Origin of the sequence: Halomonas huangheensis (assembly GCF_001431725.1) — a bacterium.
GTDB classification, from domain to species: domain Bacteria; phylum Pseudomonadota; class Gammaproteobacteria; order Pseudomonadales; family Halomonadaceae; genus Halomonas; species Halomonas huangheensis.
Genome location: NZ_CP013106.1, coordinates 3,265,210 through 3,282,359, shown reverse-complemented (window position 1 = coordinate 3,282,359; position 17,150 = coordinate 3,265,210). Strand labels below are relative to the sequence as shown.

The following is a 17,150-nucleotide window of genomic DNA, read 5'->3' as shown; positions in this document are numbered from 1 at the left end:
TGATTCCTTGTGTCCGGTCAGGAGCTCTTTTCGGGAGCTGGCGCGCTGGCAGGTGTCAGGCCGCCAAGGTCGAGGATCTGCAGTGACACGCGATCCGGGGCTCTGAGCACTCCGGTGGCCAGCAGCAGCACGAAGACCATCAGGCAGACGTGGAAACCATGCAGAAGATGCCCCATACGGCGTTGGCGCCGTGCAGCGGAAAGGGAGTCGGGTTCGCCGGCAGAAATACCCTGACGTGACCATTTCTGGCGATTGAAGCGGAAGCTCACCCAGGTCTTGAGCAGAGCGCCATAGACCTGGTTGTAGTAGATCAGTGGTATCCACAGCAGGCTGTAGCGCCCACGCTGCCAGGCCAGAATCAGCGTGGAAATGCTGCGGGTCATCAGGATCCACAGTACATAGACGAAGATGAAGGACGGCCGGATGAACAGCGTCACCAACACCGCCACTGTAGGCCCGATCAGGGTTGTCCACATCGACAGGCGTTGGTCGACCAGGCTCCACCAGGTGAACAATCCCATGGGTCTTGGACCCAGTGCGATGGCGCGGCCACTGGTGCGCAACATGTTGCCGTACCAGCGACGCATCAGATCGGTGGTCGAGGCGAAGAAGCGCTTACGGTCGGGAAGTTCCTCGAACCCGGTGACAAAGACGTCGGGGATGTAGAGCATCTTCCAACCGTTCTTCAGCAGCCAGTACCAGGTTGACTTGTCGTCGCCGGAAAGGAACTTGAAGTCGCCGAAGCGCCAGTGATTGACGTGATCGCTCTCGACCATGCCGATAAAGGTCGGGTGCGTCGCCAGGTCGGCACGAAACACGCTGTAACGACCGGTCAGTACCAGCAACCGTTCGGAGACCGACATCGAGCTCATCACCAGATGACGCTGAGCATAGCGCAGGTCATACCATTCAGCGGTCGCATCACTGCCGGTGACGATGGCGCTGTTGTTGGTCGTCAGGGCACCGAGGTCATCGCGCAGCGCGAAAAATGACAGCGAACGCTCCAGAGTGTTGGGCTCGAGCAGAATATCGCCATCCATGGAGATCAACAGAGCACCTGGTGCAGGGGTGCGGCGGGAGATGGCGCGAAGCACCTCGGCCATGGCTGAGCGCTTGCCATCACCTTTCTGGAACATGTAACGCAGCTCGATATTGCTCGGCCAGCCATGGTCTTGCAGCACATGGCCGATGATATCGACATCGGTCTGATCAGAGACGGAGGCAAAGATCGTACTCGGTACACCGTAGGCCGCCACTTCCCTGATCAGAGCGTCATAGACGCGGTAGCACACCGGTGGGTCGATACGAAATGACGTGCATAACACGTACAGCTCGGCAGGCTTGCCCTGCTCGCCGAGCGCATCGGCTTCTGCACGCATACGTGGAAAGATGCGTCGGTTGTACCACACCGAGCGTAGCGCCTGGACGAACCACCAGCTGTAGCGCCAACTGCCGACCACGCCGACAGCCAGGAAGAAACTCTTCGACTCCGTCGAAAAGACTTCCCGCGGCAGCTCACTGATCAATACCGTCAGTATGGTCAGCATCAGAAGTAGTACGGTCAGTTCCGTGGCCTTGCTGGCCACGGAGATATGTTTCGGCAGATTCGACATGGCGCGACCTCAGAGCCCGACCGGAAGCAGAGAGTCGCCGCGGCCGATAGCGTAGTAATCGAGGCCGGCACGTTTTACGTCTTCCGGAGAGTAGAGATTGCGACCATCGATGATGACAGGGTGGTTGAGGGTTCGCGCAATGTAATCGAAGTCGACGCTGCGGAAGGCCTTCCACTCGGTGCAGATGACCAGCGCATCGGCACCTTCCAGCGCGGCGTCGCGCTGACGAGACAGGAATAGATCAGGTCGTTCTCCATAGATGCGATGGCACTCCGCCGTGGCCTCTGGATCATAGGCCTGAACCCGAGCACCCTCGGCCCACAGTCGTTCCATCAGACTGCGGCTGGGAGCTTCGCGCATGTCATCCGTGTTGGGCTTGAACGCCAGTCCCCATATGGCGATGGTGCGGCCCTTGAGATTGCCATGCATGGCGCGCTTGAGCTTGTCGAACAGGCGTGATTTCTGGGCTTCGTTGACCTCTTCCACAGCGTGGAGCAGTGTCGCTGAAGTCCCTGCATCGTCGGCAGTTCGCGCCAGGGCCTTGACGTCTTTCGGGAAGCAGGAGCCACCGTAGCCACAGCCCGGATAGATGAAGTGGTAGCCGATACGTGGGTCGCTGCCGATACCATGGCGAACATGCTCGATGTCGGCGCCCAGGCTTTCGGCGAGATTGGCGATTTCATTGATGAAGCTGATCTTGGTGGCCAGCATGGCATTGGCAGCGTACTTGGTCAGTTCGGCACTGCGTACATCCATGAAGATCAGCTTGTCCTTCTGGCGGCTATAGGGTGCATAGCACTCGCGCATCAGCCGCTGTACATGCTCGGATTCACTGCCGACCACGATGCGGGCACCGCGTGAAAAGTCCTCGATGGCTGCGCCTTCCTTGAGGAATTCCGGGTTGGAGCAGACATCGAATTCCAAGGTCTCTTCACGGTCTTCCAGCACCTCGCTAATGGCCTGGTTGACACGGTCGGCGGTGCCGACAGGAACCGTCGACTTGTTGACGATGACCCGATAGTCCGTCATGTGCTGGCCAATGGTACGCGCCACATTGAGCACATGTGTCAGGTCTGCACTGCCGTCTTCATCGGGGGGAGTGCCTACCGCGATGAACTGCAGCATACCGTGCTCGATACCTTCCTGCGGGTCGTCCGTAAAGCGCAGGCGCTCATTGCCGAGGTTGTAGCGAATCAAGTCTTCGAGACCTGGCTCGTGAATCGGGACTTCACCGCGTTTGAGGCGGGCGATCTTGACCTGATCCACATCGACACAGACGACGTCATGTCCCACATCTGCCAGGCAGGCGCCGGTAACCAGTCCCACATAGCCGGAACCATGAATGGTGATCTTCATCAATGACCTCCTCGCGTCACTTGAATCAATAGGGGCCCAATGAAACTGCCCGATTGCCATCCGGCAGCGCTCATGGCATGTACTGGTGGTACATGCCATGAGCTGACTGGAGGGCATCACTGGAGTGCGGTCTTCGGCGCTTGCTCTGGCGTTGTAGCGGGCAGCGAGTCATGGGCCGCAGGTTTTCGGTAGAGGGGAATTGCAAGAACCGGTCCATTAACGTAATTCTTGTTTGCGAACAGTGTTTTATTTCGCACGGGAAGCCCGGGAACCGAGCGTGGGGCAGTGAGGTGCGTGAATTACGTCGCCGGGGGAAGACAGGATTTAGAGGTGAAGGATAAAATAAAGTAAAAACAATGAGTTATATGTATGAAATTGGCTACATGCGGGAGTGGGACGGAAAAGTGGCGACGCAGGACGCGCTGCCTCTTACGTGTTCCAGGCGCTTGTTTTTCGCCCATGGAAGACATTGCACCTTGGCCTGTTGAGGGGCGACGTACTGCTGGTGTTGGTGAATGGCATCATGCTTTCTGGTGTTTTTCTGGATGAGGAAAACTCAGTCCTGTGCGCACATCGGTACATATGGCAATACTGTTCAAGTAGCTCGATTGAGACACATGGGATATGACCCAAAGGCGGGAGAGCAGAGGGGAACGAGGAGGCCAGTAGACTCTTTTCTGACGAAGTATTTTTCTTATCAATTGGTTATGTTGAATAAAATGAAAGATCTGGTGTTTTTGTCAGTGACTGACCAAGGGGTTATACAAGAAAAATCGAAATATCTCATGCTTCATGGATGATGTGTTTGATGTTCTCGTGTGATGAAGATATAGCCTGTTCAACATGATTTTTTCCAGGTGGATAGTTTGCTGTATCCGAGAATTTAAGCTTGGGTTTACATCAAGTGATAGTGCTGTTTTTCCCTGGTACTTCAGTACAATGACGGGATCCTTCCTGCTTGGCTATTTGTTGATTCACAGGTTTGGTGGCGGCTGATGACAGAGCGCCTCCGATGATGAATTCGAGAAAATGGCGGAGCAGGGAACATGGAAAGTACAACGATAATGTATATCGAAGGGCAGGCCTGGGCCGTCGGCGCTTCGGGTGAAAAAAGAGAACTGCATCCTGGTGATACGCTCGCGAACGGTGAACGTCTGATTGCGCCAGACGGGGCTCGAGTCGTACTCGACTTCGGTGATGGTATACAGCCGACCATCGTCAGTGGCGTAGGACAGCTCAACTTCTACCCGCCGCAGGGCCTTGAGTCCTCCCAGCTACCTTCCCCTTTGGACTCGTCGGCATCGGTTGCTGGTACTGATGCTCCTGACAGTGCATTCGCGCCCGATAATGTATTGGGCGATGCGGAATTGGAACGGTTGCTGGTGGCTCTGGATGAAGGTTCTGGTGATCTGCTGGATGAGGTCGAGGAGCCGGGAGCAGGAGACTCGAGAGGTGGTGGCGACAATGAAGGTAGCTCCTTTGTTCGCCTACTGCGTATCGTCGAAGCCGTTGATCCGCTGACCTTCCATTATGACGATCCACAACGTTTCGATGGCGAACAGCGCGATGGCTTCGGAGCCGGGGGCGAAGAGGATGTGCTGGAGGAGCCCGCTTTTCCCGAGCCTGTTGATCAGCCGGTTGGCGTGGCTGGTGCTGAACAGACGGTATATGAGGCCAATCTAGGGCAGGGCAGCCAGCCAGATGATGCAGCCCTGACCCGCCTCGGTAGCTTTGAGATATCGACTCCTGATGGCCTTGCAAGTCTGGTCATTGCGGGGGTTCGTCTCGATCTGGAACGGCTCGGCGAGTTGGCGAATGACCCTCTGCATCTCACCACAGAGCAGGGTGTCCTGACACTGACCAGCTATCAGGGTAACGAGCACGGTGGTGTTGTCAGCTATCGCTGGACGCTTTCCGATAACGTCGATAATGACAGTCTTGCTGGAGCCACAGACGGTGGCTATCTGGTCAGTTTCAACATCGAAGTCAAAGACCTCGACGGCAGCAGCCGCTCGGACTCTCTGGATATCTTGATTGTCGATGATGTCCCTGGCGCAGTGGACGACCCGACCAGTACTACGTCAGACAATCAAGCTGTCAGCATCAATGTGATCACCAATGCTGTCGGTAGGGACAGTACGGGCGCCGATGGGAGCCGATTGACAGCGGCGGAACTGGACAACCCCGCAGCAGGAAGCCTGAGTTTCAGCCCCGATGGTCAGGTGATCTTCACTCCGTTGCCAGGCTTCGAGGGCATGGCGGAAATCCGCTATACCCTGACTGACAATGACGGTGATTCCAGTCAGGCGACCTGGCGTGTGGTGATTGAGGACGATGAGCCTTGGGTCGAGATCATCCCCGATGATGACTCACCTGCTGTCGGCGGCGGAAATCTGGTCGATGAGGCGGGGCTGGTTGAAACCGGCAGCGCCGGGGATACCGATGCGGAGTTCACCGAAGGCCGTCTCGATATCGATACCGGCAGCGATGGTCTCGGTTCATTGATCATCGGTGGCATCAATGTCACCAGCGGCGGCACGGTGGTCGGTGACTACGGCACGCTGACCGTGATCGAGAGCAACGGCAGCTACCGCTATCGCTACGAACTGACCAGCAACAGCCTCGAGCACACCAGCGTCGACAGCCGCGCAGTGGATGGCGTTCAGGATATCTTCGCGGTGTCGGTGACCGACTCGGACGGCGACAGTGCCAGCACTGATCTGACCATCGATATCCGCGATGACGTACCGCGGGCGGTGAATGATGGTGGCTGGGAGACCGACGAGAACACGCCGATCAGCGTCGATGTGCTGGCCAATGATGTCTCTGGTGCCGATGGGCCACTGACTCTGGTCAGCGCGGAGCTGGCGAATCCCGCGCAGGGCAGTCTGGTGATCGATGGTGGCAATGTGACCTTCACGCCCGCCGCCGGCTTCGATGGCCAGGCCATCATCAACTACACCATTCGCGATGCCGATGGCGACACCAGCAGCGCCCGGCTGGTGGTGGAGGTCGATGCCCAGCCTGACGTCGATGTCACGCCTGATGACCCCAATGCCGAGGGGCATGACCAGGTCGATGAGGCGGGGTTGGATGAAACCGGCAGCGCCGGGGATACCGACGCGGAGTTCACCGAAGGCCGCCTCGATATCGATACCGGTAGCGATGGTCTCGGCGCACTGATCATCGGTGGCATCGATGTCACCAGCGGCGGCACGGTGGTTGGTGACTACGGCACGCTGACCGTGATCGAGAGCAACGGCAGCTACCGCTATCGTTACGAACTTACCAGCAACAGCCTCGAGCACACCAGCGTCGACAGCCGCGCAGTGGATGGCGTTCAGGATATCTTCGCGGTGTCGGTGACCGACTCGGACGGCGACAGTGCCAGCACTGATCTGACCATCGATATCCGCGATGACGTACCGCGGGCGGTGAATGATGGTGCTGAGGTCGCGGAGAACGACGAGATCACGGTCAACGTGCTGGAAAATGATCTGTTCGGCGCCGACCGGGAAGTGATCCTGACTGGTGCCGAAATCGTTTCTCCTCTGGACCCAGCACCAGGCGAGGTTTACTTCAATCCCGATGATGGCACCGTGACTTTTGTTCCTGTGCCGGGCTTCGCCGGGGGGGAGGTGAGGATTCGCTATACCATCGAGGATTCCGACCATGGTCCTGATGGCACGGGAGGTGGAGATCGCGACAGCGCCGTGCTGATTCTCGATGTGGCCGGGGACTCCACGCCAGAAATTGATGTATCGCCGGACGTTGGCGATCGAAACATGGTTGATGAAGCCGGGCTTGATGACGGCGGTAGTCAGGCAGCCACGGATCTCGAGAAGACTTCGGGGTCGCTGAATATCTCTACCGGTAATGATGTGCTGGTGAGCCTGACCATCAACGGCGAAAACCTTACCAGCGGCGGCACGGTGGTCGGTGACTACGGCACGCTGACCGTGATCGAGAGCAACGGCAGTTACCGCTATCGCTATGAACTGACCAGCAATAGCCTCGAGCACACCAGCGTCGACAGCCGCGCAGTGGATGGCGTTCAGGATATCTTCGCGGTGTCGGTGACCGACTCGGACGGCGACAGTGCCAGCACTGATCTGACCATCGATATCCGAGATGACGTACCGCGGGCGGTGAATGATGGTGGCTGGGAGACCGACGAGAACACGCCGATCAGCGTCGATGTGCTGGCCAATGATGTCTCCGGTGCCGATGGGCCACTGACTCTGGTCAGCGCGGAGCTGGCGAATCCCGCGCAGGGCAGTCTGGTGATCGATGGTGGCAATGTGACCTTCACGCCCGCCGCCGGCTTCGATGGCCAGGCCATCATCAACTACACCATTCGCGATGCCGATGGCGACACCAGCAGCGCCAGGCTGGTGGTGGAGGTCGATGCCCAGCCCGACGTCGATGTCACGCCTGATGACCCCAATGCCGAGGGGCATGACCAGGTCGATGAGGCGGGACTGGATGAAACCGGAAGCGCCGGGGATACCGACGCGGAGTTCACCGAAGGCCGCCTCGATATCGATACCGGCAGCGATGGTCTCGGTTCACTGATCATCGGTGGCATCAATGTCACCAGCGGCGGCACGGTGGTCGGTGACTACGGTACGCTGACCGTGATCGAGAGCAACGGCAGTTACCGCTATCGCTATGAACTGACCAGCAATAGCCTCGAGCACACCAGCGTCGACAGCCGCGCAGTGGATGGCGTTCAGGATATCTTCGCGGTGTCGGTGACCGACTCGGACGGCGACAGTGCCAGCACTGATCTGACCATCGATATCCGCGATGACGTACCGCGGGCGGTGAATGATGGTGGCTGGGAGACCGACGAGAACACGCCGATCAGCGTCGATGTGCTGGCCAATGATGTCTCCGGTGCCGATGGGCCACTGACTCTGGTCAGCGCGGAGCTGGCGAATCCCGCGCAGGGCAGTCTGGTGATCGATGGTGGCAATGTGACCTTCACGCCCGCCGCCGACTTCGATGGCCAGGCCATCATCAACTACACCATTCGCGATGCCGATGGCGACACCAGCAGCGCCAGGCTGGTGGTGGAGGTCGATGCCCAGCCTGACGTCGATGTCACGCCTGATGACCCCAATGCCGAGGGGCATGACCAGGTCGATGAGGCGGGGCTGGATGAAACCGGCAGCGCCGGGGATACCGACGCGGAGTTCACCGAAGGCCGCCTCGATATCGATACCGGCAGCGATGGTCTCGGCGCACTGATCATCGGTGGCATCAATGTCACCAGCGGCGGCACGGTGGTCGGTGACTACGGCACGCTGACCGTGATCGAGAGCAACGGCAGTTACCGCTATCGCTATGAACTGACCAGCAATAGCCTCGAGCACACCAGCGTCGACAGCCGCGCAGTGGATGGCGTTCAGGATATCTTCGCGGTGTCGGTGACCGACTCGGACGGCGACAGTGCCAGCACTGATCTGACCATCGATATCCGCGATGACGTACCGCGGGCGGTGAATGATGGTGGCTGGGAGACCGACGAGAACACGCCGATCAGCGTCGATGTGCTGGCCAATGATGTCTCCGGTGCCGATGGGCCACTGACTCTGGTCAGCGCGGAGCTGGCGAATCCCGCGCAGGGCAGTCTGGTGATCGATGGTGGCAATGTGACCTTCACGCCCGCCGCCGACTTCGATGGCCAGGCCATCATCAACTACACCATTCGCGATGCCGATGGCGACACCAGCAGCGCCAGGCTGGTGGTGGAGGTCGATGCCCAGCCTGACGTCGATGTCACGCCTGATGACCCCAATGCCGAGGGGCATGACCAGGTCGATGAGGCGGGGCTGGATGAAACCGGCAGCGCCGGGGATACCGACGCGGAGTTCACCGAAGGCCGCCTCGATATCGATACCGGCAGCGATGGTCTCGGTTCACTGATCATCGGTGGCATCGATGTCACCAATGGCGGCACGGTGGTCGGTGACTACGGCACGCTGACCGTGATCGAGAGCAACGGCAGCTACCGCTATCGCTATGAACTGACCAGCAATAGCCTCGAGCACACCAGCGTCGACAGCCGCGCAGTGGATGGCGTTCAGGATATCTTCGCGGTGTCGGTGACCGACTCGGACGGCGACAGTGCCAGCACTGATCTGACCATCGATATCCGCGATGACGTACCGCGGGCGGTGAATGATGGTGGCTGGGAGACCGACGAGAACACGCCGATCAGCGTCGATGTGCTGGCCAATGATGTCTCCGGTGCCGATGGGCCACTGACTCTGGTCAGCGCGGAGTTGGCGAATCCCGCGCAGGGCAGTCTGGTGATCGATGGTGGCAATGTGACCTTCACGCCCGCCGCCGGCTTCGATGGCCAGGCCATCATCAACTACACCATTCGCGATGCCGATGGCGACACCAGCAGCGCCAGGCTGGTGGTGGAGGTCGATGCCCAGCCCGACGTCGATGTCACGCCTGATGACCCCAATGCCGAGGGGCATGACCAGGTCGATGAGGCGGGGCTGGATGAAACCGGCAGCGCCGGGGATACCGATGCGGAGTTCACCGAAGGCCGCCTCGATATCGATACCGGCAGCGATGGTCTCGGTTCACTGATCATCGGTGGCATCAATGTCACCAGCGGCGGCACGGTGGTCGGTGACTACGGCACGCTGACCGTGATCGAGAGCAACGGCAGCTACCGCTATCGCTATGAACTGACCAGCAATAGCCTCGAGCACACCAGCGTCGACAGCCGCGCAGTGGATGGCGTTCAGGATATCTTCGCGGTGTCGGTGACCGACTCGGACGGCGACAGTGCCAGCACTGATCTGACCATCGATATCCGCGATGACGTGCCGCGGGCAGTGAATGATGGTGCTGAGGTCGCGGAGAACGACGAGATCACGGTCAACGTGCTGGAAAATGATCTGTTCGGCGCCGACCGGGAAGTGATCCTGACTGGTGCCGAAATCGTCTCTCCTCTGGACCCAGCACCAGGCGAGGTCTACTTCAATCCCGATGATGGCACCGTGACTTTTGTTCCTGTGCCGGGCTTCGCCGGGGGGGAGGTGAGGATTCGCTATACCATCGAGGATTCCGACCATGGTCCTGATGGCACGGGAGGTGGAGATCGCGACAGCGCCGTGCTGATTCTTGATGTGGCCGGGGACTCCACGCCAGAAATTGATGTATCGCCGGACGTTGGCGATCGAAACATGGTTGATGAAGCCGGGCTTGATGACGGCGGTAGTCAGGCAGCCACGGATCTCGAGAAGACGTCAGGTTCGCTGAATATCTCCACCGGTAATGATGTGCTGGCGAGCCTGACCATCAACGGTGAAAACCTTACCAATGGCGGCACAGTGATGGGTGACTACGGCATTCTGACTGTGACGCGCAACGGCAATACTTTCACATACAGCTACGAACTGACGGGTAATGCCGAACATGGCGCACCGGGCTCGGCAACGGATGCTGTTCTGCTCGAATCCTTCGACATCATCGTCACCGATTCGGATGGCGACTCGGCTACCGCGACGCTGGATATCGACGTCAAGGACGATGTTCCCCAGCAATTCAGTCCTGGGGAGCATGAGCTCACCAATGGCACCGGGATGCTGGATCTGGCCGACCACATCGGGGCCGATGGGCTGGGCGCTCTGGTCTTTGATGGGTCGCTTGGCGGCCTGCCGGCCATGGATGTGGATGGCAACCGATTGAACGTCGCGGGTCAGGCGTTGAGCTATCGGCTTGCTGACGATGGCAGGACACTCTATGCGGAGACCGCCTTCGGTGCAGAGGATGGCTTCCGTGTCAGTCTCGATGCGGCCGGCAATGGGTATACCGTCGAAGTGATGGGCGATGTGACCAACAGTTCATCGGTCATGAGCGCTGCTCGGGTGGTACGTACTACCGGCGCAGGAGTGTTGGGTACTGTCCTGATCACGGCGGTGGTGGAGGATGGTAGCGGCAACCCCCTGCAGCTGGGTAGTGAGTCGGTTCGCGTCTTCAATCAGTATGGGGTTGATGTGACGCTGGATGTGTCAGTCTTGCCCGAGGGCGATGGCATTCGTGTCGAGGGCCTCCAGGATGGCTGGGAAGTGCGGGTCGAGACGACTGCCGACAGACCTTTCGCAAGCGTCGATTTCGTACCCCAATCTGGAGAGACCTCACTGGAAGGCTCTGATGGCTTTATGGTCAGCGAACCGCGAATGGACCTCGCACTGGACCTGGCTCTGGTCGCAACGGACAGCGATGGCGATGGAATTACCAGTGTCCTGACCTTGACGCGAGAAGCTACCGGTGAGCTCTACGTTGGTGGTAATGCCGAACAGACGCGGACAGGTGGGGATGGTGATGATGTCCTGATCGGTGACGCCGGTGGCGTAAACGTCGAGCCGGCAGGCAACTACAACATCTCTCTGCTGGTCGATACATCCGGAAGCATGAGCAATACCTTTGGCTCCAGTGGTCAGTCGCGTATGGCGCTTGCCAAGGAGGCGTTACGCAATCTGGTGCAACAGCTGGCCAACCATGATGGAACGATCAACCTGCAGTTGGTGGATTTTGATACGGAGGTTGGTACTGGCGACGTCATTACGTTCATGAACTTTTCCGCGGATGACCTTGCCGCCGTTGAGGCATTCATCACCGGGATGGTGGCGGAGGGTGGCACCAACTTTGAGGACGGCTTCGATTCAGCAAGAGACTGGTTTGCTGCACAGGCCAACGGCTTTCAGAACATGACTTTCCTGCTGACTGATGGTGAGCCGACGTATTTCCGCAATGATAACGGTTCCCTGGGGGGCAATGGCTCCGACTATACCGCGACTACCGTGCAGAACTCGCTGGATGCCTTCAGCGATCTGGTGCAGTTCAGCAATGTTGCAGCGATTGGAATGGGATCGGGCATTCGCAACGACATCCTGAGTTTCTTCGACAACACCAATGTGGTGACCGCTAATGGCAGCATCGATGTCAATGGTGATGGCATCAATGATGTGACGGGGCCCAGAGGTCAGCCGCAGATCGTCCTCGAGGGCAATCAGCTCGAGGCGGCACTTGAGGAGGCAGCGCGTTCGTTGTTGCCACTGGGTGGCGATACGCTGTCGGGTGGCGCTGGAGATGATGTGCTGGTGGCCGATACGCTCAACAGCGATTCGCTTGGCTGGGTCAATGGCGATACCGGTGTGACCTTCGCTGCAGGAACTCATGATGGTCTGGGCTATGCAGGGCTCTACGAGTACCTGAAGTGGGGAATCAATGGTGGCACCGCGCCGCAGTCCAATCAGATTATCGATCATGTGCGTAACCATTTGGCGGATCTGATCGACAATGAACGCACCGACGGTGGCACCAATCGTCTGGAGGGTGGGAGTGGTAATGACATCCTCATCGGCGGCGCAGGTGACGACACCCTGATCGGCGGAGAGGGCAATGACACCATCTTTCTTGGCTTCGGTGCTGATACGGTGGTGTGGAACGCCGGCGAGCAGGGCGCGAGCGGGGCACCGGCCAACGATACCGTGGAGGGTTTCAGCCTGGGCAACTTCGGTGTCTCTGCCGAAGCCGACAAGCTTGATATCGCAGACCTTCTGGATGTCGCTGATACTGCGGATATTGCCGATTATCTGTATGCCGAGGAGGGGGGGGCCGGCGATACACTACTGCACATCAAGAGCGATGGGGGCATCAATGCCGGTGGTGGCAATGCTGATCAGATCATCACCCTCGCAGGGCTCGATATGGGCGGTCAGGATTCGGTCAATTTCGTTCAGCAACTGATCGATCAGGGCCAGCTCGACATCGAGTAGCTGACGGCCCACGCCGATTCCGGTCGGCGTGGGCGGCGGAGCCAGGCGTGCTAGAAGTCGATGCCGCGGCGTGCTTTCAGGCCATTGTTGAAGCCGTGTTTGACCTCATTCATCTCGGTCACAGTATCGGCCATGGCGACCAGCTCCCGATGAGCATTGCGTCCAGTGATGATGACCGTCTGCTCTGCGGGACGGTTCTCCAGTGCAGTGCGTACGGTATCGAAGTCCAGATAGCCGAACTTGAGCATGTAGGTGATCTCATCAAGCACCACCAGGTAGACGTCCGGGTCGGCCAACATGCGTGCGGCCTGTTCCCAGACTTCATGGCAGGCGGCGGTGTCGCTTTCTCGATTCTGGGTATCCCATGTGAAGCCGGTTGCCATGATCGCCACTTCGAGGTTGTCGTCGGCGACCAGCCGTTCGCGTTCACCGCATTCCCACAGGCCCTTGATGAACTGCACCACAGCGACTCGATAGCCGTAACCCAGCGCCCGAGTGACGGTGCCCCAGGCGGCGGTGGTCTTGCCTTTGCCGTTGCCGGTGAATACCAACAGCAGACCGCGTTCTTCATCGGCGGCTGCCACCTTGGCATCGACATGAGACTTCAGCTTCTGCATCGCAGACTTGTGTCGAGTGTTTCGATCTGGAGAGCTGCTGTGCGAGTCGCGATCCGTCATGCGGGCTCCTGACTGTTGTTGATGCTATGGTTGTTGACGCCATGGTTGTTGACGCTATGGTCATTGACGTTTTGAATGCTGAAACCGTGAATGCTGAAATGAAGACGTGGAGAGCCTGGCAGCGTAGCTCAGCAGACCGGCCACGTCAGCCCGCTCAAGTCAGTCAATCTGCCTGGGTCCGGCTAAACCAGACCTATGTCGATAGTGAGCCACTCTCCTGTCGGTCCGGTAGCTCACGAGCGTGGGCACGACGTCGTGCCTCCATGCGCGCCAGGAACACCTGCATGACCCGGTCGTAAAGCTGGTTGCCGAGCACGACATCTTCGATTCCGGCGTCGATGTTGGGGTTGTCATTGACCTCGATGACCAACACGCGGTTGCCGATCTGCTTGAGATCGACCCCATATAAACCATTGCCGATCAGGCGTGTGGCTTTCAAGGCGGTGCGCATCACTGCCCGAGGCACCTCGTCCACTGGGTGAGTGGTGAAGCCCCCGCTCTTTACTCTGACTCCGGAATGGTCGTAGATCTGCCAGTGCCCCCGCGCCATGAAGTAGCGGCTGGCAAATAACGGTCTGCCATCGAGCACTCCGATCCGCCAGTCGAACTCAGTGGGTAACCACTCCTGTAACAACAGCAGGTCGGACGAGCTGAACAGGCGAGTGGCTTCTTCGACCAACTGCGCCGCTGAGGCAACCTTGACGATACCGCGTGAGAAGGCGCCGTCGGGAATCTTCAGCACCTGCGGATATTCGATGGTGTCGGCCTCGGCGCGCAACCGCGACATCGAAGCCTTCTTCAGCAGACGTCCTCCGGGGGCTGGCACGCTGCGAGCTCGCAGCAGTTCGTGCAGGTAGACCTTGTTGGTACAGCGCAGGATGTCCTGGGGTGCATCAATGACCACCAGGCCCTCATGCTCGGCCCGCCTCGCCAGACGCCAGGTGTGATGGTCAAGAGAGGTGGTTTCGCGAATGAATAGACCATCGAATTCGGCAAGGCGCCCGGCGTCGCGATGGGTGATCAGCGAAACATCAATACCCTGGCGACGTCCCGCTCGTATGAAAGCCTTCAGTGCGCCCTTGTTGCTGGGCGGCATACGTTCTTCGGGATTGATGAGCATGGCCAGGTCGAAACGATAGCGGCGCCTGGCACGAGGCGTACGCCATACCTTTCGCGAGTGACGGTTGAGGGCACGCGCGAACAGATCCTGTTCTTCGCCATGCAGATCCTTGAGGCGCAATGGCCGAATGCGACTCAGGCGCCAGTTTCCGGACTTGCGAACCAGACGAACATCCAGCAGAGGGCAGGGTAGACGCTCAAACAGGCGCCGGGCCAGTCGCGTCAGGTGAGGCTCACGGCATTCTCCGAACATCACCTTGAGGCTGATTTCATCCGCCAGTGAATGGGCTTCAGCGTTGCGCGAAAGCTCCTCCAGTACCGGAGTCAGCCCCTCCAACTGCATATCGGTGGTCGATTTGCGGCGCAGAGTATTGAGCGTGTCGACACTGGGGAGGACTCGATCACCGCGCGCCTGGGCCAGCAGTGAGACATAGTAGCCAGTGCCCAGATAGTCGAGATCAGAGCACAGGTTGATGACCTGGTGATGGCCCGTGGCTTCGATCAATGACAGGTAGCCATCGGAATCGATCAGGTCATCAGTGGGGTAGTAGGGACGCCAGTCATCGTGACGATCAACGACAATTCGTAGCGAGCACATCAGGGAGAATCCTCGGGCAGCCCCGGGCGACGACCGATCGCGACCAGGTTGCGCAGAGAATGCGCCTGAGTCGATATCAGCACAAGCGGTTACCATCGTGAAATGATTTCACGTTCAGAGACGCTGACAGTAGTCCGGGACAAGCGGCAGAATACCGCTGAGACAGGCGTCTCGAGCTGGCTGATGATCAGTGCATGATATCGCCATCTCATCAGCCGTGTTTCAGGACTATCTCTCAGGATTATCTCTCAGCAGGATTATCGCGTCAGGAATCTTTCATTCATGTCCGCCTTGATTCGCCCCGTTCAGGGGAGTGACCTCAATGCTCTGGTTGAGCTGGAAGAGCAAGCCTTCAATGGCGACCGGTTTTCCCGCCGTCAGCTCTGGCACCTTATCCATCGCGCCAACGCGCAAACTCTGGTGGTGGAGGCTGATGGACAGGTCCTGGGGTACGGCACTCTGCTGTTACGTCGTAACAGCAGCAACGCGCGTCTTTATTCGCTGGGGATCGCCCCCGAGGCTCGCGGGTTGGGCTATGGTCGTCAGTTGCTCGATGCTCTGGAAGCCTTGTGCCCTGACCTCGGCTGTACGCAACTGACGCTCGAGGTGCGTGCCGACAATCGCACGGCAATGGCGCTTTACCGGCGCTCCGGGTTTCGGCTGCTCAGTTGGATCGATGACTACTATGAGGATGGTTGCGCGGCCTGGCGAATGCGCAAATCATTGAGTGACGTTCAGCTCGCTGGCTAGTGCCGTATGTTCCCTGTGTCTGACCATCCGTGTGTCCGATCAAATAGTGACATTACCGGCATGCTGATAGAATAACGGTTTTCTCTCGCGCAGCAGGAGTCTTGTGCATGCCTTCCTTTGACATCGTCTCTGAATTTGATCGCCATGAAGCCCAGAATGCGGTGGACCAGGCCAATCGTGAAGTGCAGGGACGTTTCGACTTCCGTGGCGTCGATGCCAGCTTCGAACTCAATGATGAGGTTGTGGCGCTGACTGCTGAAGTCGACTTTCAGCTCCAGCAGATGCTGGATGTCCTGCGCAACAAGCTGATCGCTCGTAGCATCGATCCGCGCACCATGGATATTCAGGACCCGGAACTGTCCGGCGTCAAAGCGCGCCAGAACGTCAAGCTCAAGCAGGGGCTGGAGCAGAAGGAAGCCAAGGACATCGTCAAGCTGATCAAGGACACCAAGCTCAAGGTCCAGGCGCAGATTCAAGGAGACAAGGTCCGAGTCACTGGCAAGAAGCGCGACGACCTACAGAGTGTCATGGCTTTGCTGCGCGGTGAGCAGGGACCGGAGCTGGCACTGCAGTTCGATAATTTCAGGGATTGAGGGAGCTAAGAGCGGTAAGCTGTAAGTTATAAGAGGGAAGAGGGAAGAGGGAAGAGGGAAGAGGGAAGTAACCCCGACCCCTGATTCCATCGGTTAGCGCTGGACAACTTCCGGCTCGAAGCCCGGGACTCCTCGGCTTACGGCTTACGGCTCTCCTAACACCTTGATAGCTTTGGACCATTGGCCTTTGTTGCGTAAATCAGCTTCAATCAGCTTATGTCGATTGATGAAGTCAACAGGAGCGGTGCTGTGATTGGACCTGCCAGACGTGCCCTGTATCTCACTCTGGCCTGGCTGAGTTTCGGCCTTGGGGTGTTGGGTGCCTTCCTGCCGCTGTTGCCCAGCACGTGTTTTATGCTGGTGGCGGTATGGGCCGCGTCGAAGGGATCACCACGATTCGCCAACTGGATCCGCTCACACCCGCGCTTTGGCCCCACGGTGGTTGCCTGGGAAGAAGCTGGTGCGATTCCACGGCATGCCAAGTGGCTGGCGATGGTGATGCTGGGCATCTCCATTACGATTCTGGCTTTTACTGTGTCGCTGATGTGGTTGAAGGTGGCGCTGATCATTGGTCTTGTGGTGCTGGCCATCTGGATTCTGACGCGTCCCGAACCGGTCTCTTCGTCTTCCTGAGT

Annotated in this window: 8 protein-coding genes; 4 read left to right on the top strand and 4 right to left on the bottom strand. The window is 58.6% G+C overall.

Translation table 11 applies throughout. The features are described from left to right. Nucleotides 1-17: 17 nt before the first annotated feature. Together AR456_RS14300 and AR456_RS14295 are read right to left on the bottom strand one after the other, a co-directional pair. Complete coding sequence (locus AR456_RS14300; protein WP_021818680.1) at nucleotides 18-1,613, bottom strand: glycosyltransferase; 1,596 nt, start codon at nucleotides 1,611-1,613, stop codon at nucleotides 18-20. 9 nt (nucleotides 1,614-1,622) lie between these two features. Then, the gene (locus tag AR456_RS14295) at nucleotides 1,623-2,969 is read right to left on the bottom strand and encodes a UDP-glucose dehydrogenase family protein (RefSeq protein ID WP_021818681.1); all 1,347 of its coding nucleotides are present in this window, start codon (nucleotides 2,967-2,969) and stop codon (nucleotides 1,623-1,625) included. Nucleotides 2,970-4,015: 1,046 nt separating this feature from the next. On the opposite strand from AR456_RS14295, the gene AR456_RS14285 reads away from it, so the two are divergent. Beyond that, on the top strand, nucleotides 4,016-12,778 hold the full coding sequence (locus AR456_RS14285; RefSeq protein WP_082599718.1) for a retention module-containing protein: 8,763 nt from the start codon (nucleotides 4,016-4,018) through the stop codon (nucleotides 12,776-12,778). A gap of 50 nt (nucleotides 12,779-12,828) precedes the next feature. Here AR456_RS14285 and cobO read toward each other — a convergent pair whose 3' ends face one another. Beyond that, nucleotides 12,829-13,455: a cob(I)yrinic acid a,c-diamide adenosyltransferase gene (gene cobO / locus AR456_RS14280; RefSeq protein ID WP_021818685.1), complete on the bottom strand. Its 627-nt coding sequence runs from the start codon at nucleotides 13,453-13,455 to the stop codon at nucleotides 12,829-12,831. A gap of 193 nt (nucleotides 13,456-13,648) precedes the next feature. Beyond that, the gene (locus AR456_RS14275) at nucleotides 13,649-15,172 is read right to left on the bottom strand and encodes a RimK family protein (protein WP_021818686.1); all 1,524 of its coding nucleotides are present in this window, start codon (nucleotides 15,170-15,172) and stop codon (nucleotides 13,649-13,651) included. 282 nt (nucleotides 15,173-15,454) lie between these two features. Here AR456_RS14275 and AR456_RS14270 point away from each other — a divergent pair, with 282 nt between their 5' ends. The 3 genes from AR456_RS14270 to AR456_RS14260 all read left to right on the top strand — a co-directional run bounded on the left by AR456_RS14270 (nucleotide 15,455) and on the right by AR456_RS14260 (nucleotide 17,148). Beyond that, nucleotides 15,455-15,922 carry a GNAT family N-acetyltransferase gene (locus AR456_RS14270; RefSeq protein ID WP_021818687.1) on the top strand — a complete coding sequence of 156 codons (468 nt, stop codon included), beginning with the start codon at nucleotides 15,455-15,457 and terminating at the stop codon, nucleotides 15,920-15,922. Between the two features lie 107 nt (nucleotides 15,923-16,029). Then, nucleotides 16,030-16,515: a YajQ family cyclic di-GMP-binding protein gene (locus AR456_RS14265; protein WP_021818688.1), complete on the top strand. Its 486-nt coding sequence runs from the start codon at nucleotides 16,030-16,032 to the stop codon at nucleotides 16,513-16,515. A 249-nt stretch (nucleotides 16,516-16,764) separates the two neighbouring features. Further along, nucleotides 16,765-17,148, top strand: a complete 384-nt coding sequence (locus tag AR456_RS14260; protein ID WP_021818689.1) for a YbaN family protein — start codon at nucleotides 16,765-16,767, stop codon at nucleotides 17,146-17,148. The last annotated feature ends 2 nt before the right edge of the window (nucleotides 17,149-17,150 follow it).

Coding starts and splice junctions, on each gene's coding strand:
- AR456_RS14300 (WP_021818680.1), bottom strand. CDS start 1,613: ATGTCGAATCTGCCGAAACATATCTCCGTGGCCAGCAAGGCCACGGAA.
- AR456_RS14295 (WP_021818681.1), bottom strand. CDS start 2,969: ATGAAGATCACCATTCATGGTTCCGGCTATGTGGGACTGGTTACCGGC.
- cobO (WP_021818685.1), bottom strand. CDS start 13,455: ATGACGGATCGCGACTCGCACAGCAGCTCTCCAGATCGAAACACTCGA.
- AR456_RS14275 (WP_021818686.1), bottom strand. CDS start 15,172: ATGTGCTCGCTACGAATTGTCGTTGATCGTCACGATGACTGGCGTCCC.
- AR456_RS14270 (WP_021818687.1), top strand. CDS start 15,455: ATGTCCGCCTTGATTCGCCCCGTTCAGGGGAGTGACCTCAATGCTCTG.
- AR456_RS14265 (WP_021818688.1), top strand. CDS start 16,030: ATGCCTTCCTTTGACATCGTCTCTGAATTTGATCGCCATGAAGCCCAG.
- AR456_RS14285 (WP_082599718.1), top strand. CDS start 4,016: ATGGAAAGTACAACGATAATGTATATCGAAGGGCAGGCCTGGGCCGTC.